This is a genomic window from Kitasatospora sp. NPDC015121, from assembly GCF_055562955.1.
Genome location: NZ_JBVHEH010000002.1, coordinates 381900 through 404719, shown reverse-complemented (window position 1 = coordinate 404719; position 22820 = coordinate 381900). Strand labels below are relative to the sequence as shown.

Here is a 22820-nt window from a genome sequence, read left to right as displayed (position 1 = left end):
CCATGACCACCGCCACCTCCGTCCCGCTCCGGGACCGCCTCGGACTGCCCGCCTCCGCGGGCCGCCACCGCCCGCTGATCGGCGCGCACCTGATCGACAGCCTGGGCACCGGCCTGGTGCTCGCCTTCACCCTGGTGTTCTTCGCCCGCACCACCGCGCTGCCGCTGACCGCCGTCGGCGCGGCGGTCTCCGCCGCCCGGCTGCTGGCCCTGCCGGTCGCGCCCGCGGTCGGCCCGCTGATCGACCGGTACGGCGCCCGGCGGGTCGCCGCGTGGGCGAACGCGCTCTCCGCGCTCGCCCACGCGGGTTTCCTGCTCGCCGACCGCACCTGGTCGATCGTGCTGGTCTGCCTGCTCGCCCAGGCCGGCCAGGCCGCGTACTGGACCGCCAGCACCGGGCTGGTGGTGCTGGCCGCCCCGCCCGGGGAGCGCACCCGCTGGTTCGCCCTGGTGCAGACCCTGCGCAACGCCGGACTCGGCCTGGGCGGCGCGGCCGGCGCGCTGCTGGTCGGCGACGGCGGGGCGGGCGGGCTGCGGGTGCTGGTGGCGCTGAACGCGGCGTCGTACCTGGCGGCGGCGGTGCTGCTGGCCCGCTGGCGGCCCGTCCCGGCCGCGGAGGCTCCGGAGGCCGCGGCGCCTGCGGAGGCCGCCGCCCGGGAAGCGGGCACCCGGGAAGCGGGCGGCTACCGGGCGGTGCTGGCGGACCGCCGCTACCTGCTGATGGTGGTGGTGAACCTGTCCTTCGTGCTGGCCTCGATGGTGCTGAGCGTCCTGCTGGCCGTGCACGTGACGGCCGCGCTGCACCTGGACGCCTCGCTGGCCGGCGCGCTGCTGGTGCTCAACGGCGTGCAGGTGGTGCTGACCCAGGGCCCGGTCGCCCGCCTGCTGGAGGGCCGTCGCCCGACCCGGACGGCGGCGGTCGGGGCGGGGCTCAACGCGGCGGCGTTCGCGCTGTTCGCCGCCCTGCCGACCGGCGGTCCGGCCTGGCTGGTGCTGCCCGGGCTGGTCGCCGCGATGCTGGTGTACAACCTGGCGGAGACCGTCGGCACGCCCGGACGCGAGGAGTTGAGCGTGGCGCTGGCCCACCCGGCCCGGCGTGGCCGGTACCTGGCGGTCAACCAGCTCTCCTGGAACCTCGGCCAGGCGCTCTCCCCCGGTCTGCTCACCCTGCTGTTCGCGCACGGCCCGGCCTGGCCCTGGCTGTTCCTGCTCGCCGCGTCGCTGGCCGCCGTCCCCGGGCTGCTCCGGCTCGAACGCCCGTCCGCCGCCGTTCCCGACATTCCGTCGGAAACCGGGCCGCTCGCGCGGCGCTAACATTCCGTCAGGGTGAGTAGCGCGAACGGGAGTTGACCATGGTCGAACTGGTGGTGGGGTCGCGTGCCAGCCAACTGGCGCGCGCCCAGGTGAAGGAGTTCCTGGCCCCGCTGCGCGCCCGCTTCCCGGAGGTCGTCTTCCGGCACCGGGTGATCCTGGAGGACGGCGACCTCGACCGGACGTCCGACCTGCGCACGGTCTCCGAGCGCGGCGGCGGCTCCGCGTTCGCCGGGCGGCAGGCCGCCGCACTGCTCGACCGCGAGGTCGACGTGGTCGTGCACTCCCTCAAGGACCTGCCCACCGCCGACCCCGACGGCCTGCTGCTGCTCCCCTCCCCGCCGCGCGCCGACGTCCGCGACGCCCTCTGCGGCGCGCCCCTCGCCGCCCTGCCCACCGGCGCCCGGATCGGCACCTCCGCCGCCCGCCGGATCGCCCAACTCCTGTACGTCCGGCCCGACCTGGCCCCCGAGCGGATCCGCGGCAACGTCCCCACCCGGCTGGCCCGGCTGCGCACCCTGGACGCGGTGGTGCTGGCCGCGGCCGGGCTGCACCGCCTCGGCCGGGACGGCGAGATCGCCGAGCTGCTGCCCCTCGCGCAGTTCCCGCCCAGCCCCGGCCAGGGCGCGCTCGGCATCCAGGTCCGCGCCGACGACGCCAAGGCCCGCGAGCTGCTGGCCGGCACCGGCGACCCGGTCACCGACGCCGAGGTGCGCGCCGAACGCGCGATGCTCGCCGAGCTCCACGGCGGCTGCTCCGTCCCCGTCGGCGCCCACGCCACCACCGCCGACGGCATCCTGACCCTGCACGGCCAGGTCACCGCTCCCCGCGGCACCCGGCAGATCGAGGCCCGCCTCTCCGGCACCGCGGCCGAACCCGAGAAGCTCGGCCGCGCGGTCGCCGCGCTCCTGCTCGACCAGGACGCGGAGTGCCTCCTGCGCGGTTAGGACGTGCCTCCTTGATGGGTTGAGCTGTTGATCGGATGTGTCCGTTCGATTGGTGATCAGCGAGGTGATGTGGGGCCGGTCCGGGCACCGCGGGGTGTCCGGGCCGCCGTGCCTGTCGCGCGGCGACGTGGTGGCCGTGGTCAGGGGGCGGAGGGCGGGGGGAACGCGGCGGGGAGGAGGCCGCCGGGGGCTCCCGCGCCGTCGTTGGTGGCGTCGGGGTCGACCGCCATCGTGATGTGGCCGATGACGCCGCGCTCGATGTGGCGGGTGTCGTAGAGGAGGCGGAGCAGGCCGCCCTGGGTGCCGGTGCCCGGGTACAGGAAGTCCTGGTCGAGGGTCGTGCGCGTCATGGTGTTCGCCGCGTAGGGCGCCCTGTCGGCGGCGGCCTCCACCGCGTCCTCGGAGAAGTAGAACTGCCCGGTGTGGCAGGTGCGTCCGCCGGTGTAGCCGTCGGCGGTCCGGGAGCCGCCGGTGTGCACCTTGGTGTGGATGTGGACGGCCCGGCCCGCGTACCAGCCGGGGAGGACGGTCCGGAAGACGACGAAGCCCTCGTGGTCGGTCATCTGCATGCCCCGCAGCCAGGTGAGGCTGTCGGTCGGGGTCGCGTGGCCGCCGCCGGGTCCGCCGGGGGGCGCGGTCGGCGCGTCGGTGGGCGGCGGGCCGGAGGGCACGGGGCCGGGGGGCGTGCCGCCGCCACCGTTGCCGTTGTGGGTGTAGCCGGAGTAGACGCCGGACGCGTCGCAGTGCCAGATCTCGACGGCCGCGTTGCGGACGGGCTTGCAGGTGGTGCTGTCGACGGTGCGCAGGACGAGCAGGAGCGGGATGCCGGTGCGGTCTTCGACGACGTTGCCGCGGAAGAGTTCGTAGTCGATGTGGTAGGGGCCTTCGATCTGTTCCGTGGTCAGCGGCATGCAGGCGCTGGACGCGGCGGCGGCCTTCACCGAGTCGAGGGTGCTGCCGGCGGCGCCGCGGCCGGCGGCGGTGCCCGCTCCGCCCAGGATCACCGTGCCGGCGGCGCCGCTGAGGATCAGTACGCGGCGGCGGGCGAGGAGGCGGGAGACGAGGGCGTTGTCGGGTTCGTCCTGCCGTGGCGCACCGGTTGCACTCATGACGTCTGCCTTTCCGTCCGTTCGTTCCGTGTGGGTGGCCCTGCGGGGCGCCGGGCTCCAGCCGGTGCAGGTCCGGTGGGACCTGCCGGAGCGCGCAGCGGCCGGGTGTCGGCTGCTGGTGCGTGGTGGAGCCCGGCGCTGGTGCGCGGCCGGGTTTCGGCGGCGGTTCGGGAAGTAGGTCCGGGGCCGGAGGCCCGGCGGGGGGGCGGGCCTCCGGCCCCGGACCCGTGGGGGCGGGCTGTGGTGGTTCCTGCGGCCGACCCTCCCCAAATCAGGTCGGCCGCAGGTTGCCGCGTTCGTTGCGACCCCGCGGGAACGCGGCAGCCCCGTGGCCGGCGACGCCCCACGCGGAGCCGACCCCGGGAGTGCGGGGGTCAGCCGATGGCGACGTCGTCGACGAGGAAGACGGTCGTCAGGTAGGCGTCCTCGGTGCCGGCGAACTCCAGCTTCACGCTCTGGCCGCGGTAGGCGGACAGGTCGACGGTCTTCTGGACGTAGCCGGCGCTGGCGTTGGCGTTGGAGTAGGTGGCCAGGGTGGCGCCGTTGACGTTGACCTTGAGGGTGTCGTAGGCGGTGTAGCCGCTCTCCTGGGTGGAGACCCTGAGCCAGAAGGTGAGCTTGGGGCTGCCGCTGGAGGGGACCGCGATGTTCGACTGGGACAGCGACTCGGTGGCGTTGGTGCCGTAGCCCATCATCGCGGCGTACCAGGAGCCGCCGTGTGCGGGCTGCAGGGTGGAGTTGGTGATGTCGTCGGCGCTCTGGGTCCAGCCGGCGGTGCCCCGTTCGAAGCCGCCGTTGGCCAGCGCGTTGCCGGGGTTGGGGTTGCCGGTGGGCGAGGAGGTGGGGGTCGGCGTGGGGGTGGGGGTCGGCGTGGGGGTGGGGGTCGGCGTGGGGGTGGGGGTGCCGGTGCCGGGGTCGGGCAGGGCGGTGCCGACGCTGACGGCGGCCCAGGCCTTGGAGACCAGGTACCGCTCCTGGGAGTTGGCGCCGTACAGGTCGGAGGCGGCGTTCAGGGTGGCGGTGCGGGCGGAGGCGTAGGTGGTGGTGGAGGTCATGTAGGTGGTCAGGGCGCGGTACCAGACGGCGGCGGCCTTGTCCCGGCCGATGCCGGTGAAGGTGTCGTTGTTGCAGGTGGTGCCGTTGTGCGCGCGTCCGCCGATGGTCTTGGCGCCGGTGCCCTCGGCCGCCAGGTAGAAGAAGTGGTTGCCGATGCCGGAGGAGTAGTGGACGTCCACCTGGCCGGCGCCGGAGTTCCAGCAGCCGAGGCTGTTGCCGTCGGAGGCGGGGTTGTCCATCCGGCGCAGCGAGCCGTTCGGCATGTTGAGCTTCTCGCCGATGAAGTAGTCGCCGGGGTCGGTGCTGTTGTTGGCGTAGAACTCGACCATGGTGCCGAAGATGTCGCTGGTGGCCTCGTTGAGGCCGCCGGACTCGCCGGAGTAGGTGAGGTTGGCGGTGGCGGCGGTGACGCCGTGGCTCATCTCGTGGCCGGCGACGTCGACGGCGGTGACGGGGGTGTTCTGGTTCTGCGAGGAGCCGTCGCCGAAGTACATGCAGAAGCAGTCGTCGTCGTAGAAGGCGTTGACGAGCTGGTTGTCGACGTGGACGTAGGCGGGGGCGCCGCGGCCGTCGTTGCGGATGCCGGAGCGGTTGAAGGCGTTCTTGTAGTAGTCCCAGGTCTTCGCCAGGCCGTAGGAGGCGTCCACGGCGGCGCTCTCCCGACTGGAGGCGGTGCCGGTGCCCCAGGTGTTGGTGGTCTTGGAGAACGCCCGGGCGTTCTGCTTCGGGTTGGACTGCGGGCTGTTGTAGGCGTCGTAGACGATGGTGCCGCCGTGGGAGGCGTCGGTGAGGGTGTAGCCGCTGCCGGTCTGGGTGGTCTCGATGGAGACCTGGCCGACGGTGACGCCGTTGCCGGTGCCGGTGGCGCCCTGGTGCAGCTCGTACTGGTCCAGCGGCGCGCCGCTGGCCGCGTCCACGATCACCGCCTCCCGGGAGGCGGGGCCGGCCTCGCCCTCGCCGGTGACGGTCGAGCGGTACGCCAGGACCGGGACCTTGCCGACCGCGTACACCACCAGGGTGCTGCCGTCCGCGGCGGCGGACTTGGCGTTCTTGACGTGCTTGGCGTGCCTGGCGGCGGCGGCCGAGGCGTCGGCCGCGCTGAGCTTCGGCGTGGTGCCCGCGACCTTGATCGCGCCCTGGTGGGCCTGGTCGGAGCCGGTGGCCCTACCGTCCTTGCCGTAGTGCACGACCAGGTCGCCGCCGATCACCGGCAGGCCGCGGTAGGTGCGGTCGTAGCGCACGTGCCGGGCGCCGTCGGTGTCGAGGAGCACGTCCCTGGCGACCAGGCGCTCGTCCGCGCCGAAGCCGAGCGACTTCGCGACGGCGGCGGCCTCCCGGTCGGCGGTGCGCAGCGCCTCGGTGCGGGCGTCGGCGCCCATCGCCCGGAACCCGGCGCCGGGTCGGGCGCTGGAGCTGTCCGCGGCGGCGGTGGACTGGGTGGCCACCACGGTCACGGTGCCCAGGGCGAGGGCGGCCGCGACGGCGGCCGCGAGGGTGTTCTTGCGGGACATCACATTCCTCCCGCCGAGCCGGGGTTGAGGGGGAAGAGGGCAGCCGGACGTCGGCTGATGGGGGCGGGGCGTCCGGCGGCCGGGGGGCAGCTCGGCTGTGGCGATGAGGCTAGGGAAAGCCGGGAGCGGCCGACATCAGGTCAACCCCTTGACCTGGACCGCGGGGGCATCACGGTCGCACGATGGCCCGATGCAAGACTCCGCGACGTGGTTCACTGACTTCCGGGAAACGGACGGCAGCGTGCTGCCGGTGCTGCCGGTGGCGCCGGACGAGGTGCACGGCATCCGCCGGGTGGTGCTGTACGGGCCGCCCGGCATCGGCAAGAGCACCGCCGCCGGCGCGCTGGCGCGCCGACTGGGCCGCCCCGTGCTGCGGCTGGCCCCGGGTCCGCAGGACACCCCGGTTTCCTACACCGGGCTGCTCGAACTCGCCCTGGCCCTACAGCCGTTGCCGACCGCGCGGGAGCTCGCGGCGGCCCTGGACGAGGCCGCCGGGCCGCCGGACTCCCCCGGGGGCGCCGGTCCGGCCCTGCGGCTGCGCCGGCTGACCGCGACGGTGTTGCGGGAGGCGCCGCCCGTGACGCTGGTGGTGGACAACACCCAGTGGCTGGATCCGCCCAGCGCCGCCGTGCTGGGCTGGGCCCTGCGACAGGCCCCGGAGCTGCCCGTCATCGTCACCGAGCGCACCTGGCGGCCGGAGGCCGGAGGCCACTGGTGCGGCGAGGACGCGCACGCGGTGCGCGTCCCGCCCCTGACGCCCGGCCAGGTCTCCTCCCTGCTCTGCGCCCGCCGGTCCGATCCGGAGGCGGTCGCCCGGCTCCACGCCCGCAGCGGCGGCAACCCCGCCCTGGTCCTGGCGCTCGCCGAGGCCGTCGACCGCGCCGCCCAGGACGACCCTCCGCTGCCCCCGGCGGCCCGCCGACTGCTCGGGGAATGGCTCGAAACCGTGTCCGAGGAGGCTCAGGAGCTCCTGACCCTGGCCGCGCTCGACGACCGCCCCGAGCGCGAACTACTGGCCCGCCTCGCCGGACCGGCCGCCGACCACCTCCTGGCCCAGGCCGAGACGGCCGCGCTCGTCGACCCGGGACACGGCGACGGGCCGGTGCGCTTCACCGCGAGCGCGATCGGCACCGAACTCACCACCCGGCTCACCGAAACCGCACGCCGCCTCCTGCACGCGCGCCTGGCCGAGGCCAGCTACGATCCCGCCCGCCGCGACCGCCACGCCACCTTGGCCGCCGACACCGCCGACCCCCGCGCCGCCCGGCACACCGCGCGCGAGGCCGCCCGCGCGGCCGGCCACGCCCGGCTGCGCGGCGAACACCCGCTGGCCGCCGAACTCTCCCTCCTCGCCGCCCAGCGCACCCCGCACGAGGAGGTCCGCCTGCTCACCGAGCGCGCCCTGACCGCGGTCCGCGACGCCTCGCACTGCGGCGACCTCCCCCGCGCCCGGGCCGCCACCCGCCTGGTCCTCGAACACGACACCAGCCCCGACCAACGCGTCAACGCCCTCCTGACGCTGCTCGACGCCAGCGGACAACGCCTGCACAGCGCGGACGAACTGTTCGCCGCCGCGATCCACGAAACGGCCGGCCGGCCGAGCCTGACCGCACAGGTCCTGCTCCGCCAAGCCATCTGGGCCAACGTCAACGAAGGCAACCCCCACCGGGCCGCCGCCCTGGCCGAACGCTCCGCCGGCCTCGCCCGCACAGCCGACGACACCACCACCGCCGCCCTGGCCCTGACCATGCAGGCCCGCATCCAGCGCATCCTCGGCCACCCCGGAGCCGAAGCCACCCTGGAACGCGCCCTGTCCCTGCCCCGCACCGCACCCGTCACCGTCAACACCACCCCCGAACACCTCGCCGCCCGGCACGCCCTCTTCGACGACCGCCCGGAACAGGCCCGCACCACCCTGCTGCCCCTGCTCGTCCAAGCCCAGCGGACCGGGGACACCGAAGCCACCGTCGACCTCCTGCGCAGCCTCGCCGAGGCGGAACTGCGCACCGGACGCTGCGCCAAGGCCCTCGACTACGCCCACCGCGCCCAGGCCCTGACCGACCGCACCGCCCTGTCACCCGCCCCGGCCTGCTACACCTCCGCCCTGGTCGAGGGCGCCGCCCGGGACACCGGAGCCGCCCTGGCCCACGCCCGCCGGGGCGTCGACGCCTCCCGGTACGAGGACAACAAGGTCTTCCTCTCCCGCAACCTCTACGCCCTCGGGCACCTGCTGCTGGCCGCCGACCGCCCGAAGGAGGCCCTGGAACCACTGGAGGAGGTCCGCGCCCTGGAGACGCGGCAACAGGTCCGCGACCCGTCCGTCCTGCGCTGGCACCCCGACCTGGCCCAGGCCCTCCTCGCCGTCGGCCGCCACGACGAGGCCGACGACCTGCTCACCGACACCCACCGCACCGCCACCGACCTCGGCCGGACCTCCGTCCTGCCCGCCCTGGAACGCGTCCGGGCCCTGCTGGACGCCGCCCGCGGCGACCACAACGGCGCCGCCCGCCGCCTCACCGAAGCCGCCGAGCGCCTGCGCCACCTCCCCCTCGAACGCGGCCGCACCCTGCTGGCCCTCAGTCACACCGAACGCCGCGCCCGCCGCCGCGCCGGCGCCCGCACCGCCGCCCAGAAGGCCGCCGACCTCTTCACCGCCCACGGAGCCCACCCCTGGGCCGATGCCGCCACCCGCGCCCTCCACCGCCTGGAACCCGCCCCGAACGGCGACGACTCCCCCCGCCTGACCTCCGCCGAGGAACGCTGCGCCCGCCTCGCCGCCGCCGGAGCCAGCAACCGCGACATCGCCTCCGCCCTGACCGTCAGCGTCAAGACCGTCGAAGCCACCCTCACCCGCGTCTACCGCAAACTCGACGTCCACTCCCGCATCCAACTCGCCCACACCATCACCTCGATACTCGAGTAGGCGACCGGAACCGCATCGATGACCACGGGATGCGGCAGGCACGGACCGGTGCGTCCGCCATCGAGGACGGTGACCGGCGCAGCTGCGGAACGCTCCCGCTCGTCCGCTCGTCCCAGCGACTGCGCGGCGGTCTCGCCGGCCGTCGTCCGGCCCACCCCTCGACTTGATCTGGACCGTGCTCCAGGTCGTAGCGTCCGCGGCATGACCTTCACCGACCAGCAACCGCTCGGCTCGCCGTTCTCCGCCTCCACCACCGCCGAGGACGTCGTGGCCGGCCTCGATCTCTCCGGACGGACGGCCGTGGTCACCGGGGGCTACTCCGGGCTCGGCCTGGCCACCGCCCTGGCGCTGGCGGCCGCCGGGGCCCGGGTCGTCGTTCCCGCCCGCCGGCCCGACGCCGCCCGGGCCGCGCTGCGGGGGGTGGAGAACTGCGAGGTCGTCCCCATGGACCTGGCCGACCTCGCCAGTGTCCGCTCGGCCGCCGCGCACCTGGGCGACCGGCTCGACCGGATCGACCTCCTGATGGCCGTCGCCGGCGTCATGGCCACCCCGGAGCGGCGCGTCGGGCCCGGCTGGGAGGGCCAGTTCGCCGCCAACCACTTCGGGCACTTCACCCTCGCCTGCGAGCTCTACCCCCTCCTGGCCGCCGCGGACGGCGCGCGCGTCGTCGTCAACAGCTCGGCCGGACACGCCCTGACCGGCATCCGCTGGCACGACCCGCACTTCCGTACCGGCTACGACAAGTGGCTGGCCTACGGCCAGGCCAAGACGGCCAACGCCCTGTTCGCCGTGCACGTCGACGCCCTCGGGCGGGGCGACGGCGTCCGGGCCTTCGCCCTCCACCCCGGCCGGATCATCACCGGCCTCCAGCGCGAGATGACCTTGGAGGAACAGGTCGACCGCGGCTGGGTGGACGAGCACGGCAACGTCGTCGGCGAGGGCTTCAAGTCCCCCTCCCAGGGCGCCGCCACCGGCCTGTGGGCCGCCACCTCCCCGCTGCTCGACGACCGGGGCGGCCTCTACCTGGAGGACTGCGAGGTCGCGCGGGTCGCCGCCCCCGGGACCCCCGTGGACGACGGCGGCGTCCACGCCCACGCCGTCGATCCCGACGAGGCGGCCCGGCTCTGGGAGCTGTCCCTCGCCGCGACCGGCGCCACGCCGATCACCCGCTGACGCCCCTCCCCGGGAGTCCAGCGCGAGGGCGGATTGCCGCCGGTGCCGGGCGGTCCCCCGGGCGAGGCTTGGCGGCATGGAGAACAACGGACTCGAAGGACGCGTGGCGCTGGTGACCGGCGGCAGCCGGGGGATCGGCGCGGCCGTCGCGCTGCGGCTGGCGGAGGAGGGGGCGGACGTCGTGCTGACGTACCGCCAGGAGGACGAACGGGCCCGGCGGGTGGTCCGGGCGGTCGAGGGGACGGGACGGCGCGCCCTGGCGGTCCGGGCGGACGGCGCGGACGAGGAGGCGCTGACCGGCGCGGTGGATCACGCCCTGGCGGCGTTCGGGCGGCTGGACGTGCTGGTGAACAACGCGGCGGTCTTCCCGTCCGGCCCGCTGGAGGACGTCGACACCGCGCAGCTGGACCACGCGCTGGCGGTCAACGTCCGGGCGCCGTTCCTGCTGGCCCGGGCGGCGGCGAAGCACCTCCCGGCGGGCGGGCGGATCATCGGCGTCGGCAGCAACCTCGCCGACCGGGTGCCGTTCCCCGGGCTCGCGCTGTACGCGATGACGAAGACCGCGCTGGTCGGCCTGACCAAGGGGCTGGCCCGCGAGCTGGGGCCGCGCGGCATCACGGTGAACCTGGTGCACCCGGGACCGACCGACACCGACGCCAACCCGGCCGACGGCCCGCACGCCGCCGCGATCGGCGGGGTCACGGCGCTCGGCCGCTACGCCGCGCCCGCCGAGATCGCCGCCGTCGTCGCCCACCTGGCCGGCCCGGAGGCGGGCTACGTGACGGGGGCGGTGATCGCGGTGGACGGCGGCTTCTCGGCCTGAGGCCGCGCCCCCGGCCCGGCCTCGGGGTCGGGCCGGGGGCCGGGGTCACGGCCGGTCAGAGCACCAGGTCGTCGTGCTCGTCGAAGATCCAGCCGTCCTCGTACAGCACCTCGAACAGGTGGCCGTCGGGGTCGGTGAAGTAGCCGCTGTGCCCCCAGGGGTTGGGGCCGGCCGGGCGGGTGACGGTGGCGCCCAGCTCGGCGGCCCTGGCCATGACGCGGTAGACCTCGTCGGCGCTGCGGGCCACGTAGGCGAGGGCGAAGCCCGCGAAGCCGCCGGGGCCCCGGTCGGGGAGGCCGGTGTCGGCGGCGAAGGCCTCGCGGGACTGGAAGGCGACCGCGACGCCGCCGAGTTCGAAGAGCGCGAACCCGTCCGAGCCCTTCTCGGAGCGCCGCCAGCCCAGTTCGCGGTAGAACGCGGCGGTGGCGGCGACGTCGCGCACCCCCAGCAGGATCAGGTTGAGTCGCTGGCGCAAGGCGGTTCCTCCGGAGGTGCTCGGCGTTCGGCGCGCCATCCTGGCAGCCGGCACTGACACCGGTGCCGGCACCCGCCGCGTCGCGGTCGACGGCGGCGGAGGCGCGCGCCCGCCGGCCCTCAGCCCCGCAGGCCGCCCCGGGTGAGCAGCGCGGCCAGGGCGGCCGCCGAGGCGAGGATGACGGCGAGGAAGGGGAGGCGGCTGCGGGGCGGGGCGAGCAGGGTGGCGAGGGCGGGCGGGGCGGTGACGGCGAGGACGGGCCAGCCGGGGGCGAGCAGGAGCGCGGCGGCGGCCGAGGCGAGGACGGCGGTGGCGGCCGAGGCGCGGCGGCCGAGCCGTTGCGGGAGGCCGCGGATGCCGGCGGCGCGGTCCGCGGCCAGGTCGGGCAGGACGTTGGCGAAGTGCGCGGAGACGCCGAGCAGCGCGCCCGCGACCAGGACGTCCGGGGCGGGCCAGGGCCGGCCGGGCAGGGCGAGCGTCACGAACGCGGGCAGCAGCGCGAACGCCGCCGCGTACGGGAGCCAGGACCACGCGGTGGACTTCAGCCGCAGGTTGTAGGCCCAGCCGGCGCCCACCGCCGCCAGGTGGACGGCCGCCGCCGCGACCCCGCAGGCCGCCGACAGCAGGACGCAGCAGACCACCGCCCAGCGGGTGGCCGAGGCGGCCTGACGGACCGTCGACTCCCGGGCGGCGAGCGGCTTGTCGGCCCGTCCGGCGGCCGCGTCCCGGCGGCGGTCGAGCAGGTCGTTGCTCCAGCCGATGGAGAGCTGCCCGGCGGCGACCGCGCCGGTGGTGAGCGCGGTGCCGAGCGGGCCGCGTCCGGCGGTCGCGGCCATCGCGGCGGTCAGCGCGGTGACGGCGGCGGCGGGTGCCGGGTGGCAGGCCCGCAGCAGGACGCCGATCCGGGCCCGGGGCACCAACGCTGCGCTGCTCATGCCGGTCAGGGTAGGCGGCCGGGCGCCGGTGCGCCGCCGGGCGCGTGGACGAACGGTCAAGATCCTTCGCGGGAAAGGGAATTCACCCGACCGGCGCGTCCCGCCCGACCGTATACTCCCCCGGCCCGACCACACGCCCACCGGCCACCCCACCGAAGGAGGACCCGACGGTGCCGCACCTGGGTCTCACCGCTGCCCGACCGCTCGCGGAGGAGGCGTCGAGCTGGTCCTCGGACTACGGCGAACTCGCCCTGGACCTGTCGCTGGTCGTCCTGCTCGCGCTGGTGGCCCGGCTGCTGGCGCTGCCGGTGCTGCGCCGCTGCCAACGGGCGGTCCGGGAGCAGGCGGTGGGCGGCGGCGCCGGCAACGCCCCGGTGCTGACCGAGATCGTGGTGTGCGCGCTGTTCGCGGGCGTGCTGGAGGCGGCGATGATCGCCGTCCCCAACGACGGCTTCGAACTCCTGCACCACCCGGTCGCGTTCGTGGACGAGTGGACCGTCGCGTTCGCCTTCCGGGTGGAGGACTCCAGCCCGCTGCTGTGGCAGTGGGTCTTCGGCGCGGTGCTGCTGACCGCCTGGCTGCTGCTCGCCCACCTGGCCCGGCGCGCGCTGCTCGGCTCCGGGATGCCCGCGGCGGCGGCCGCGGACCCGGGGGTGCGGCGGCGGGGCGCGGCCCGGCTCGCGGCGTTCGCCGTCCTCGGGGTGGCCGCGCTGCCGATGGGCGTGCTGGTGGCGGGGGCGGTGTTCCAGGCGGTCGCGCTGCTCTCCGCCCGCCGGCTGCCCGCGCCGGCCGGCCGGGCCGGCGCGGCCGTCCTCCCGCCGCGCGGCGAACCGGCGTTCGGCCCCCGCGCGCACGCGGGCGCGGGCGCCCCGGACCACCCGTACCGCCCGTCCGCCGCCCCGCCGGGCCCCTTCCTCGGCGGCCCCGCGGCCGCTCCCCCGCCGCCCACCGCCGCCGCCACCGCCGCCGCCTCGCCCTCGCCATCGCCCTCGCCGGCCACCGCGCCCGACCCCGCGCCCGCCCGGGTGCCGCACCAGCCGCTGAACCCGCACGAGCCGCGCCGGATCGGCGGCTACCTGCTGCTGGGCCGGATCGGCGCGGGCGGCATGGGCACCGTGTACCTGGCGCGCCGGGAGGGCGCGGCGACCGAGGTGGCGCTGAAGACGATCAACCCGGAGCTGCTGGACGACCCGGAGCTGCTGCGCCGCTTCCGCCGGGAGTCGGAGGTGCTGGCGATGGTGCCGGGGGCGTACACCGCCCGGGTGCTGGACACCGGCGTGGACGCGGACCGCCCGTTCCTGGCGATGGAGCTGCTGGACGGGCGCCCGCTCCACGCGCACCTGCGCGAGCTCGGGCCGCTGCGCTCGCCGGAGGCGCTGCGGGCGCTGGCGCTGGCGCTGGCCGTCGCGCTGGCGGGGGTGCACCGGATCGGGCTGGTGCACCGCGACCTCAAGCCGGCCAACATCATGCTGACCTCGGCCGGGCCCCGGCTGCTGGACTTCGGCATCGCCGCGCTGGTCGACGGCACCCGGATGACCAGGACGGGCGCCGGCCCCGGCACGCTCACCTACATGGCGCCCGAGCAGTTCGACGGCGAGCGGGTCGGCACGGCGGCGGACGTCTGGGCCTGGGCGTGCTGCGTGGTGTGCGCGGCGCACGGCGCCAGCCCGTTCGCGGCGACCAGCACCGCCGGGGTGATCCGCCGCATCGTCGACACCGGCCCGGAGCCGGCCGCGCTGGCCGCCGTCCGGGCCCTCGACCCGGCGCTGGCCGCCGTGGTCGCCCGCGCGCTGACCCCCGACCCGGCGGACCGGCCCGGCGACGGGGCGGCGCTGCTGGCCCTGCTGACGGACGCGCCGCGGGAGGACCTCCGGGAGGAGATCACCCGGGGGTGGAACACCCTGCGGCTCTGACCCCGTTCCCCGTTTGGTACGACTGGTCCCATGATCGACCCGCCGCTCACCGCCGTCGCGTACTACGCCGTCCTGCTCGAACCCGTCACCGGGCGCGGCCTGCCGGTCACCGAGTGGTTGGCGTCCGCGTCCGACTGCCTGACCGACCGGCTGCCCTCCGAGGACGACGACCACCGCTGGTTCGCCTCCCCCGCCGAGGTCCTCGCCGCCTGCGGGGGCGCGCTGCCGCCGGACGGCCGACTCTGCTCGCTGCGCCTGCCCGCCGACTCGGCGGCCGTCCTGGCCGACGAGATCCGCGCGGCCCGGCAGCACGTGGACGAGCCCGTCCTGCTGCCCGACCGCCCGCACCCGCCCGCGCCGGACGGGCGGGTGCTCGGCTGGGAGGTGCTCGGCTACGACCTGGGCCTGCTGCACACCTGGCTCTGCAACGACCTGCACGACGACGCCGTCCGCGACCTCGGCGTCCGCACCACCCCGTACGGCCTGCTGCCCGACCACGCCGACGCCGCCCGGGTCGCCGCCTGGGCGAACGCCCGCACCGACACCAAGCCGGTCACCTGGTTCGCGGCGGCGTTCGCGGTGCACGACTGACGGCCCGTCGGCACCGGGGGCGCGCCCGGCCGGGCGAATTGCCTGATTCAGGAGGATTGTTCCCTATCCTGGGCCGGTGACGCGGATCGCGGCTGTGCACGGGGTGCTCCCGGCCCACCGCTACGGGCAGCGGGAGTTGACCGGAGCGGTGGCGGCGCTGCGCCCGGGCGGCGACGGGGCGGGGCGGGCGCTCGCGGAGCGGTTCGCGGCGGGCGCGGGCGTCGAGTTCCGGCACCTGGCCCTCCCGGTGGAGCGCTACCCGGAGCTGGACGGTTTCGGCCGGGCCAACGACGCCTGGCTGGCGGCCGCGGCCGAACTGGCCGAGCGGGCCGCCACCGGGGTCCTGCGCGAGGCCGAACTCGCGCCCGAGCAGGTCGACTTCGTCGTCTCCACCACCGTCACGGGCATCGCCGCGCCCTCCCTGGAGGCCCGGCTCGCACCCCGACTTGGCCTGCGCGGGGACGTCCGGCGACTGCCGCTGTTCGGCCTGGGCTGCGCGGGCGGCGCGGCGGGCATCGCGGCGCTGGACGGGCTGCTGGCGGGCCGCCCGGACGGGGTGGCGCTGCTGATGGCCACCGAGCTGTGCTCGCTGACCCTCCAGCGGACCGACACCTCGGCGGCGAACCTGCTGGCCACCGCCCTGTTCGGGGACGGCGCGGGCGCGCTGGTCGCGGTCGGCGCGGGCGTCGACTGCGCCGGCCCCGAGGTGGTGGCGACCCGCAGCCGGCTCTACCCCGGCACCGGGGACCTGCTCGGCTGGGAGGTCGGCGACTCCGGCTTCCGGATCCTGCTGGGCGCCGAACTCCCGGAACTGGTAAGGCTGTTCGTCGGCGAGGAGGTGTCGTCCTTCCTGGCCGGGCACGACCTGAAGCCGGGCGACGTGACGGCCTGGGTCTGCCACCCCGGCGGACCCCGGGTGCTGGACGCCCTGCAGGACGAACTCGGCCTGCCCGCCGCCGCGCTGGCCCCGAGCCGGGCCTCGCTGGCGCGCTGCGGCAACCTCTCCTCGGCGTCCGTGCTGCACATCCTGCGGGACGTCCTCGCGGCCGGCCCGCCGCCGCCCGGCTCGTACGGCCTGGTGCTGGCCCTCGGGCCCGGCTTCGCCTCCGAACTCGTCCTCCTGCGCTGGTAGTCGCCGATGATCGCGTACACCGTCCTGATCGCCCTGGTCGCCGTGGAGCGGCTGGCGGAACTGCTGGTCGCCCGCCGCAACGCCGCCTGGAGTCTGGCCCGGGGCGGCGTCGAGCACGGGCGGGGGCACTACCCGGCGATGGTGGCGCTGCACACCGCGCTGCTGGCCGGCTGCCTGCTCGAAGTCGACTACGCGGCACGGCCGTTCGTCCCCTGGCTGGGGTGGCCGATGCTGGCCCTGGCGCTGGCCGCCCAGGGGCTGCGCTGGTGGTGCATCCGGACGCTGGGGCCGCGCTGGAACACCCGGGTGATCGTCGTCCCGGGCCTGCCGCTGGTCACCGGCGGACCGTACCGGTGGCTGTGGCACCCCAACTACCTGGCGGTGGTGGTGGAGGGCCTCGCGCTGCCGCTGGTGCACACCGCGTGGGCCACCGCGCTCTGCTTCACCCTGCTGGACGCCTGGCTGCTGGCCACCCGGCTGCGCTGCGAGGACGCCGCACTGGCCCGCTGCCGGACGGCGGCGGCGTGATCGACCTGCTGGTGGTCGGCGGCGGTCCGGCCGGGCTGGCCACCGCGATCCACGCCGCCCGCGCGGGCCTGTCCACGACCGTCCTCGAACCGCGCGCGACACCGATCGACAAGGCCTGCGGCGAGGGCCTGATGCCGGGCGCGGTACGGGCGTTGGAGCGCCTGGGCGTCGAGGTCGAGGGCCGCCCGTTCGCGGGTGTCCGCTACCTGTCCGCCGACGGCACCCGGCGCGCCGAGGCCCGCTTCCGCACCGGCCACGGCCTGGGCGTGCGCCGCACCGCCCTGCACGCCGCGCTCGCCGCCCGCGCCGACCGGCTCGGCGTCCCCCGCCTGGCGGCCCGCGCCGACGGACTCGACCTCACCGAACACGCGGTCAGGATAGGCGATTTGACGGCCAGCCACCTGGTCGCGGCGGACGGCCTGCACTCCCCGGTCCGCCGCGCCCTCGGCCTGCACCGGCCCGGCCCCGCCCGGCACCCGGCCCGGTACGGGCAGCGGCGGCACTTCGCGCTGGCGCCGTGGAGCGGACTGGTCGAGGTGTACTGGTCGCGGCACGCGGAGGCGTACGTCACGCCGGTCGCGGACGGGACGGTCGGGGTCGCCGTGCTGGGCAGCGAGCGACTCCCGTTCGACCGCCAACTCGCCGCCTTCCCGGCCCTGTTGGCGCGACTGGGCGACGCGCCCCCGGCCGGGCCGGTGCGCGGCGCGGGGCCGCTGCGGCAGCGGGCCGGTGCCCGGGTGCACGGCCGGGTGCTGCTGGTCGGCGACGCGGCGGGCTACCTGGACGCCCTCACCGGCGAGGGCGTCGCCCTGGCGCTGGCCTCCGCCGAGGCCGCCGTCCGCTGCCTGGCCGCCGGCCGCCCCGCCGCCTACGAGCGGGCCTGGCGGCGTGCCACCCGCCCCTACCGGCTGCTCACCACCGCCCTGCTCGCCGCCCGCCACCAGCCCTGGCTGGGCCCGCGCGTCGTCCCGCTCGCCGCCGCCCTGCCGCCCGCCTTCCGGGCGGCGGTCGACCTGCTGGCCCGCTGAGCACCCCGGGCCGGGCGGTCAGCGGCGCGGCTGCGGCAGCATCGGCTGCGGCCCGGGCGAGAGCACCAGGCGCGGCACCGGCCGCACCGGCCCCGGGCCGACCGGGCGCAGGCGCCAGCGGGCGGCGACGGTGGCCAGGGCGAGGACGGCCTCCGCCAGGCCGAAGCGGTCGCCCAGGCACTTGGTCGCGCCGAAGCCGAACGGCAGGTAGCCGGTCCTGGGCACGCCGCCGTCCGCGAACCGGTCCGGGTCGAACTCCTGCGGTCGGGGGAAGAGTTCGGGACGGCGCTGGAGCAGGTAGAGGCAGCAGACCACCAGCGCCCCGGCGGGCAGCGCGGCGCCGGAGAGCTCGGTGGGCCGGGTGGTGGTGCGGCTGACCGCCCAGGCGGGCGGGTAGAGCCGCAGCGCCTCGTCGATCACCCGGGCGGTGTAGGGGAGTCGGGGCAGGTCCTGCCAGCCGGCCGGTCGGCCGGCCAGCACGGCGTCCACCTCGGCGTGCAACTTCCGCTCCACCTGAGGGTGTTCGGCGACCAGCCGGAGCGACCAGGCCAGCGCGGAGGAGGTGGTCTCGGCTCCGGCCAGCACCAGGGTGGCGACCTGGTCGGCGAGTTCGTCCTCCGCCAGCGGCCGACCGTCCTCGTCGCGGGCCGCCAGCAGCAGGGCCAGCACGTCGCCCCGGTCGATGCCGCGGGCCCGGTGGTCGGCGATGATCGCGGCCACTCCGGAGCGCCAGGCGGTCAGCGCCCGGCGGTACTCGCGCCGGGCCGGGGTGGGCAGCAGGTCGGCGGCGGGCAGCACCACCCGCAGGTAGATCCCGCGCAGCAGCACGTCCAGCGCCTCGCGCAGCGCCTCGGCGGCGCGCGGTTCCAGCCCGGCGGAGAACAGCGTCCGGACGGCGACGGCGGTGGTGAGCCGGAACGCCTCCCGGGTGACGTCGACGGCCCGCCCCGGCCGCCAGTCGGCCAGCAGCGCGGCGGTCTCGGCCGTCATCGCCCCGGCGTAGTGCGGCAGCAGCCCGGGCCGGAAGGCCGGCTGCACGATCCGGCGCAGCCGCGGGTGGTCGGCGTGCGGGCAGGACGCCAGCCCGTTCCCGAGGAACGCCCGGATCTTCCCGTACAGCGGCCCGGTCCGGTCGTAGCCGGTCCGGTCGGTGAGCACCCGCCGCACCGCCTCCGGCCCGCTGACCACGTACATCTCGCGCGGCCCGACCCGGATCCGCACCAGGTCGCCGTGCGCGGGCAGGGTGTCGAGGAAGGCGAGCGGCCGCGAGAGCAGCGCCGGCAGGTGGCCGAGCAGCGGCAGGCCGCCGGGGGCGAGGGCGGGACGGGTGGCGGGCACGGTCCACCACGATACGTGTCCGCACGGCAACGTGCGGTGACGCCGACGGGAGGTTGTCGACCGGGCGCGGGACACTGGAGGCATGAGCGAGTCCGGAGACATATTCCGCCCGCCGGTCGTGGTCCGCCCGCCGACCCGCGGGGCGCGACCGTACCGGCGGGTGGAGATCTACGGGCGGACGGTGGGGCGGGCCGCCGGGCCGGAGGACGTGGTGGAGCTGATCCGGCACGCGGGCGTCGCCGAACCCGACCTGGACGATCCCGACCTGGTGGCGTGGCGCGGCGGCGACCGCACGGTCTGGGCGCACCCGCCGGACTGACGCGCGGCGGGCCCGCCGGAGGTCGCGGAACGGCCGCCGGGTGGGCCTTCCGGGGCAACGGCGTCCCCCCTGCTGTGGAGCGGCCCGGCTCTGGAGTGGCCGGGCGGCGGGCGGCGGGAGTGGATGGTGTTCCAGTGCCGCGCCGACCCCTGGAGCCCCGATGCCCCGCACCCGCCGTGCCGCCGCTGTCGCCGCCCTGTCGCTGTCCGCCCTGTCCGGCCTCTCCGCCGCGGGCTGCGCGGCCCCCGCCGACCTGAACGCCCCGCCGGCCGCCGAGTCCCCGTCCGCGACGGCGTCGGCCGCGGGTTCGCAGCCCCCGGTGTCGACGTTCGCGTCCTCGGCGGGCACCCGGGTGGCGCTGGCCAGCGTGGGCAGCCTGGGCCCGGTCCTGGTGGACGAGCAGGGCCGCACCCTGTACCTGTACGGCGCGGACGACTCGGTGCACACGAGCTGCCTGGACGAGTGCGCGAAGTCCTGGCCGCCGGTGACCACCCCGGGCTTCCCGCAGGCCGGGCCGGGCGTGGACGACGGGCTGCTGGGCGCGGCGGCCCTGCCGGACGGGAGCGCCCAGGTGCTGTACAAGGGCCACCCGCTGTACCGCTACACGGGCGACCGGGGCCCGGGCGAGACCGCCGGCCACACGGTGGCCGACCCGCGCGGCACCTTCTACGCGGTGACCTCGCTGGGCGACCCGGTCGGCGTCGACATCGCGACGCTGCGCGGGCGGGGCGGCACGGTGCCGGGCGCGTCGGCGTCGGCGTCGGCGGGCGCGAGCGGCGCGGCGTCGGCCCCGGCGGACCCCGGCGCCCAGCCGGACGCGCAGGCCCCCGCGCAGACGCCCGCGCCGACCGCCCAGGCGCCGGCGGAGCCCCAGGCGCCGGCCCAGGCGCCGGTCGAGGTCCCCCCGGTCCAGGCGCCGGCCCAGCCTCCGGCCGACGCTCCCGCGGGCACTCCGGCCGACCCCCCGGCCGACCCCGCGGCGGGCGCCCCCGCGGACGGCTCCGGCTGGGGCGGCGGCTCGCAGGAGGGCTGAGGCCGCCGGGCCCGGCGCTGCGGTTGGGGGCGGGCCGGGACGGTGTTCGCGTGGGGGCGGTCGTGGTGGTCGGCCCTCGCCGCCGGGCGGCCCCGACGCGCCGACCGCGGGCACGCCGGCTCCGGCCCCGCCGCACGGCCACCACCTGATCGAGAAGACGGCCCGGTCCGACCGGGAGCGGGCGCCGGCGCGGTTCGACGCGGCGCGCGGCCGTCTGGTCGCCGACATCGCCGGGCGCGTGCGGGACGGGGTCTCCGCACCGGCGCCGGAGCGTGCCCCGCAGTACTGGCGCCATGTCGACAAGTCGCCCGCCGACCGGGCCGCCGTGCGGGGCGCTCGTTGACAAGCGTCCTCGTCGGGTCGATCCTAAGCAAGCGCTTAGTCAGCCCGTCCCGATCCCCCGCGAGGTGCCTCCGATGACCACCGCCGCTCCGCCCGGACTGGACCCGGGGAGGCTGCGCGCCCACCTGGACGCCGCGCTGCCCGCGCCCGTCGCCGGGCCGCTCACCGCCCGGCTGTTCGAGGGCGGCCGGTCGAACCTCACCTACCTGGTCGAGGACGGCGCCACCCGCTGGGTGCTGCGCCGCCCGCCGCTCGGCCACGTGCTGGCCACCGCGCACGACATGGGCCGCGAGTACCGGGTGCTCGGCGCCCTCGCCGGGACGGCCGTGCCGGTGCCCCGGCCGGTGCTGCTGGTCGAGGACACCGGGGTGATCGGCGCGCCGTTCTACCTGATGGAGTACGTGCCGGGCACCGCCCACCGGGACGCGGCGGCACTCGCCGCGCTCGGCGAGCAGCGGGTGCACGCGCTGGGCGTCCGCCTGGTGGAGACCCTGACCGCCCTGCACGCCCTCGACCCGGACGCGCTCGGCCTGGCCGGCTTCGGCCGCCCCGAGGGCTTCCTGGAGCGCCAACTGCGCCGCTGGGAGAAGCAGTTGGACGCCTCGCGGAGCCGCGAGGTGCCGGGCGCGGACGAGCTGCACCGCCGCCTCGCCACGACCCTGCCGTCCTCCCCCGCGCCCGCGCTGGTGCACGGCGACTACCGGTTGGACAACGTCCTGGTGGACGGCGCGGACCGGATCGCGGCCGTCCTGGACTGGGAGATGTCCACCGTCGGCGACCCGCTCACCGACCTCGGCCTGCTGGTGATGTACACCGAACTCGCCCGCCGCTTCGACGGGGCGCTCCCCGGCGTGGCCCTCGCCCCCGGCTTCCCGGCCACCGCCGAACTGGTCCGCCGCTACGCGGACGCCTCCGGCCGGGACGTCTCCGGCCTCGGCTGGTACGTCGCCTTCGCCTCCTTCAAGCTCGCGGTCGTCCTGGAGGGCATCCACTACCGCTACACCCGGGGCGGCACGGTCGGCGCCGGCTTCGACCGGGTCGGCGAACTCGTGCCGCTGTTCGTCGGGTTCGGCCTCGAATCGCTGGAGGGCTGACCGGATGGACTTCGCCCACGACGCCCGGACCGCCGGGCTCATCGCCGAACTCACCGCCTTCATGGACGAGTTCGTCTACCCCGCCGAGCCGGTGCTGGCCGCGCAGCTCGCCGACCCGGCCCGTGCGCCGTGGTCGGTCCCGCCGGTGATCGGCGAGTTGCGGACCGCCGCGAAGGCCCGCGGACTCTGGAACCTGTTCTTCGCGGACGAGCACGGCCTCCCCGGCGGGCCGGGCGCCGGACTGACCAACCTCCAGTACGCGCCGCTGGCCGAACTCACCGGCCGTTCCGTCCTGTTGGCCCCGCCCGCGCTCAACTGCGCGGCCCCCGACACCGGGAACATGGAACTGCTCGCCCAGTTCGGCTCCCCCGCCCAGCGCGAACGCTGGCTGCGGCCGCTGCTGGACGGCGAGATCCGTTCGGCGTTCGCGATGACCGAGCCGGACGTCGCCTCCTCGGACGCCACCAACATCACCACCCGGATCGAGCGCGACGGCGACGAGTACGTGGTCAACGGCCGCAAGTGGTACATCACCGGGGCGATGAACCCGGACTGCAAGGTCCTGATCGTGATGGGCAGGACCGACCCGGCCGCCGAACCCCGCCGCCAGCAGTCGATGGTCCTGGTCCCCCGCGACACCCCGGGCGTGCGGATCCTGCGCGGCATGCGGGTGTTCGGCTACCCGGACGACGACCACGGCGGCCACGCGGAGGTCCTGTTCGAGGACGTCCGGGTGCCCGCCGCGAACCTGATCGGCGCCGAGGGCGCGGGCTTCGCCATCGCCCAGGCCCGGCTCGGCCCCGGCCGGATCCACCACTGCATGCGGGCCCTCGGCATCGCCGAGCGCGCCCTCGAACTCACCTGCCGCCGGGTCGGCTCCCGGGTGGCGTTCGGCCGGCCGCTGGCCGAGCAGGGCGTGGTGCAGGACTGGATCGCCGAGGCCCGGGTCCGGATCGAGCAGGCCCGCCTGCTGGTGCTGAAGACCGCCTGGCTGATGGACACCGTCGGCAACCGCGGCGCGCACACCGAGATCCAGGCCATCAAGATCGCCGTTCCGTCCACCGTCGAGTGGATCCTCGACAAGGCCGTCCAGGCCCACGGCGCGGCCGGCGTCAGCCAGGACACCCCGCTCGCCCAGCTCTGGGCGGGCAACCGCACCCTGCGCCTGGCCGACGGCCCGGACGAGGTCCACAAGCGCTCGCTGGCCCGCCGCGAGCTGCGCAAGTACCGCTGAGGGCGC

Annotated in this window: 19 protein-coding genes; 14 read left to right on the top strand and 5 right to left on the bottom strand. The window is 76.6% G+C overall.

Features of this window, described 5'->3' with window-relative positions:
- Nucleotides 1-2 precede the first annotated feature (2 nt).
- Both ACZ3J7_RS03770 and hemC read left to right on the top strand, forming a co-directional pair.
- Nucleotides 3-1313: an MFS transporter gene (locus ACZ3J7_RS03770; RefSeq protein WP_465616457.1), complete on the top strand. Its 1311-nt coding sequence runs from the start codon at nt 3-5 to the stop codon at nt 1311-1313.
- A 38-nt stretch (nt 1314-1351) separates the two neighbouring features.
- Nucleotides 1352-2257: a hydroxymethylbilane synthase gene (gene hemC / locus ACZ3J7_RS03765; RefSeq protein WP_465616455.1), complete on the top strand. Its 906-nt coding sequence runs from the start codon at nt 1352-1354 to the stop codon at nt 2255-2257.
- Nucleotides 2258-2397: 140 nt separating this feature from the next.
- Here hemC and ACZ3J7_RS03760 read toward each other — a convergent pair whose 3' ends face one another.
- Nucleotides 2398-3366, bottom strand: coding sequence for an intradiol ring-cleavage dioxygenase (locus ACZ3J7_RS03760; RefSeq protein WP_465616453.1), 969 nt, complete (start codon nt 3364-3366; stop codon nt 2398-2400).
- Nucleotides 3367-3740: 374 nt separating this feature from the next.
- Nucleotides 3741-5933 (bottom strand): M4 family metallopeptidase, encoded by a 2193-nt coding sequence (locus ACZ3J7_RS03755; RefSeq protein ID WP_465616451.1) that lies wholly within the window; start codon nt 5931-5933, stop codon nt 3741-3743.
- A gap of 190 nt (nt 5934-6123) precedes the next feature.
- Between ACZ3J7_RS03755 and ACZ3J7_RS03750 the strand changes: the two genes are divergently transcribed.
- The 3 genes from ACZ3J7_RS03750 to ACZ3J7_RS03740 all read left to right on the top strand — a co-directional run bounded on the left by ACZ3J7_RS03750 (nt 6124) and on the right by ACZ3J7_RS03740 (nt 10852).
- The gene (locus ACZ3J7_RS03750) at nt 6124-8856 is read left to right on the top strand and encodes a helix-turn-helix transcriptional regulator (RefSeq protein ID WP_465616449.1); all 2733 of its coding nucleotides are present in this window, start codon (nt 6124-6126) and stop codon (nt 8854-8856) included.
- 201 nt (nt 8857-9057) lie between these two features.
- Nucleotides 9058-10029: an oxidoreductase gene (locus ACZ3J7_RS03745; protein ID WP_465616448.1), complete on the top strand. Its 972-nt coding sequence runs from the start codon at nt 9058-9060 to the stop codon at nt 10027-10029.
- A 76-nt stretch (nt 10030-10105) separates the two neighbouring features.
- Entirely contained in the window at nt 10106-10852 is a 747-nt protein-coding gene (locus ACZ3J7_RS03740; RefSeq protein ID WP_465616446.1) for an SDR family NAD(P)-dependent oxidoreductase, read from the top strand.
- Nucleotides 10853-10907: 55 nt separating this feature from the next.
- On the opposite strand, the gene ACZ3J7_RS03735 is transcribed toward ACZ3J7_RS03740, so the two are convergent.
- Both ACZ3J7_RS03735 and ACZ3J7_RS03730 read right to left on the bottom strand, forming a co-directional pair.
- Nucleotides 10908-11327 (bottom strand): VOC family protein, encoded by a 420-nt coding sequence (locus tag ACZ3J7_RS03735; RefSeq protein WP_465616444.1) that lies wholly within the window; start codon nt 11325-11327, stop codon nt 10908-10910.
- Nucleotides 11328-11446: 119 nt separating this feature from the next.
- Entirely contained in the window at nt 11447-12262 is an 816-nt protein-coding gene (locus ACZ3J7_RS03730) for a UbiA family prenyltransferase (protein WP_465616442.1), read from the bottom strand.
- 170 nt (nt 12263-12432) lie between these two features.
- Here ACZ3J7_RS03730 and ACZ3J7_RS03725 point away from each other — a divergent pair, with 170 nt between their 5' ends.
- The 5 genes from ACZ3J7_RS03725 to ACZ3J7_RS03705 all read left to right on the top strand — a co-directional run bounded on the left by ACZ3J7_RS03725 (nt 12433) and on the right by ACZ3J7_RS03705 (nt 17454).
- Nucleotides 12433-14175 (top strand): serine/threonine-protein kinase, encoded by a 1743-nt coding sequence (locus ACZ3J7_RS03725; protein WP_465616440.1) that lies wholly within the window; start codon nt 12433-12435, stop codon nt 14173-14175.
- A gap of 30 nt (nt 14176-14205) precedes the next feature.
- Nucleotides 14206-14766: a hypothetical protein gene (locus tag ACZ3J7_RS03720; RefSeq protein ID WP_465616438.1), complete on the top strand. Its 561-nt coding sequence runs from the start codon at nt 14206-14208 to the stop codon at nt 14764-14766.
- 76 nt (nt 14767-14842) lie between these two features.
- Entirely contained in the window at nt 14843-15898 is a 1056-nt protein-coding gene (locus tag ACZ3J7_RS03715) for a type III polyketide synthase (RefSeq protein ID WP_465616436.1), read from the top strand.
- A 6-nt stretch (nt 15899-15904) separates the two neighbouring features.
- Entirely contained in the window at nt 15905-16426 is a 522-nt protein-coding gene (locus tag ACZ3J7_RS03710) for an isoprenylcysteine carboxyl methyltransferase family protein (protein ID WP_465616435.1), read from the top strand.
- Nucleotides 16423-17454 carry an NAD(P)/FAD-dependent oxidoreductase gene (locus ACZ3J7_RS03705; protein ID WP_465616433.1) on the top strand — a complete coding sequence of 344 codons (1032 nt, stop codon included), beginning with the start codon at nt 16423-16425 and terminating at the stop codon, nt 17452-17454. The genes ACZ3J7_RS03710 and ACZ3J7_RS03705 overlap by 4 nt, the downstream gene beginning before the upstream one ends.
- Nucleotides 17455-17472: 18 nt before the next feature.
- Here the strand turns inward: ACZ3J7_RS03705 and ACZ3J7_RS03700 are convergent, their stop codons facing one another.
- Nucleotides 17473-18792, bottom strand: a complete 1320-nt coding sequence (locus tag ACZ3J7_RS03700; protein ID WP_465616431.1) for a cytochrome P450 — start codon at nt 18790-18792, stop codon at nt 17473-17475.
- A gap of 82 nt (nt 18793-18874) precedes the next feature.
- Between ACZ3J7_RS03700 and ACZ3J7_RS03695 the strand changes: the two genes are divergently transcribed.
- The 4 genes from ACZ3J7_RS03695 to ACZ3J7_RS03680 all read left to right on the top strand — a co-directional run bounded on the left by ACZ3J7_RS03695 (nt 18875) and on the right by ACZ3J7_RS03680 (nt 22814).
- Nucleotides 18875-19111, top strand: coding sequence for a hypothetical protein (locus tag ACZ3J7_RS03695; RefSeq protein ID WP_465616429.1), 237 nt, complete (start codon nt 18875-18877; stop codon nt 19109-19111).
- 160 nt (nt 19112-19271) lie between these two features.
- On the top strand, nt 19272-20144 hold the full coding sequence (locus ACZ3J7_RS03690) for a COG4315 family predicted lipoprotein (RefSeq protein WP_465616427.1): 873 nt from the start codon (nt 19272-19274) through the stop codon (nt 20142-20144).
- A 416-nt stretch (nt 20145-20560) separates the two neighbouring features.
- Nucleotides 20561-21580, top strand: a complete 1020-nt coding sequence (locus ACZ3J7_RS03685; RefSeq protein WP_465616425.1) for a phosphotransferase family protein — start codon at nt 20561-20563, stop codon at nt 21578-21580.
- Between the two features lie 4 nt (nt 21581-21584).
- Nucleotides 21585-22814, top strand: a complete 1230-nt coding sequence (locus tag ACZ3J7_RS03680; RefSeq protein ID WP_465616424.1) for an acyl-CoA dehydrogenase family protein — start codon at nt 21585-21587, stop codon at nt 22812-22814.
- The last annotated feature ends 6 nt before the right edge of the window (nt 22815-22820 follow it).

Bases quoted from the DNA above. Each gene is read 5' to 3' on its own strand.
- hemC (WP_465616455.1), top strand. From the start codon at position 1,352: ATGGTCGAACTGGTGGTGGGGTCGCGTGCCAGCCAACTGGCGCGCGCC.
- ACZ3J7_RS03685 (WP_465616425.1), top strand. From the start codon at position 20,561: ATGACCACCGCCGCTCCGCCCGGACTGGACCCGGGGAGGCTGCGCGCC.
- ACZ3J7_RS03710 (WP_465616435.1), top strand. From the start codon at position 15,905: ATGATCGCGTACACCGTCCTGATCGCCCTGGTCGCCGTGGAGCGGCTG.
- ACZ3J7_RS03770 (WP_465616457.1), top strand. From the start codon at position 3: ATGACCACCGCCACCTCCGTCCCGCTCCGGGACCGCCTCGGACTGCCC.
- ACZ3J7_RS03680 (WP_465616424.1), top strand. From the start codon at position 21,585: ATGGACTTCGCCCACGACGCCCGGACCGCCGGGCTCATCGCCGAACTC.
- ACZ3J7_RS03720 (WP_465616438.1), top strand. From the start codon at position 14,206: ATGATCGACCCGCCGCTCACCGCCGTCGCGTACTACGCCGTCCTGCTC.
- ACZ3J7_RS03695 (WP_465616429.1), top strand. From the start codon at position 18,875: ATGAGCGAGTCCGGAGACATATTCCGCCCGCCGGTCGTGGTCCGCCCG.
- ACZ3J7_RS03760 (WP_465616453.1), bottom strand. From the start codon at position 3,366: ATGAGTGCAACCGGTGCGCCACGGCAGGACGAACCCGACAACGCCCTC.
- ACZ3J7_RS03755 (WP_465616451.1), bottom strand. From the start codon at position 5,933: ATGTCCCGCAAGAACACCCTCGCGGCCGCCGTCGCGGCCGCCCTCGCC.
- ACZ3J7_RS03740 (WP_465616446.1), top strand. From the start codon at position 10,106: ATGGAGAACAACGGACTCGAAGGACGCGTGGCGCTGGTGACCGGCGGC.
- ACZ3J7_RS03730 (WP_465616442.1), bottom strand. From the start codon at position 12,262: ATGAGCAGCGCAGCGTTGGTGCCCCGGGCCCGGATCGGCGTCCTGCTG.
- ACZ3J7_RS03750 (WP_465616449.1), top strand. From the start codon at position 6,124: ATGCAAGACTCCGCGACGTGGTTCACTGACTTCCGGGAAACGGACGGC.
- ACZ3J7_RS03690 (WP_465616427.1), top strand. From the start codon at position 19,272: ATGCCCCGCACCCGCCGTGCCGCCGCTGTCGCCGCCCTGTCGCTGTCC.
- ACZ3J7_RS03745 (WP_465616448.1), top strand. From the start codon at position 9,058: ATGACCTTCACCGACCAGCAACCGCTCGGCTCGCCGTTCTCCGCCTCC.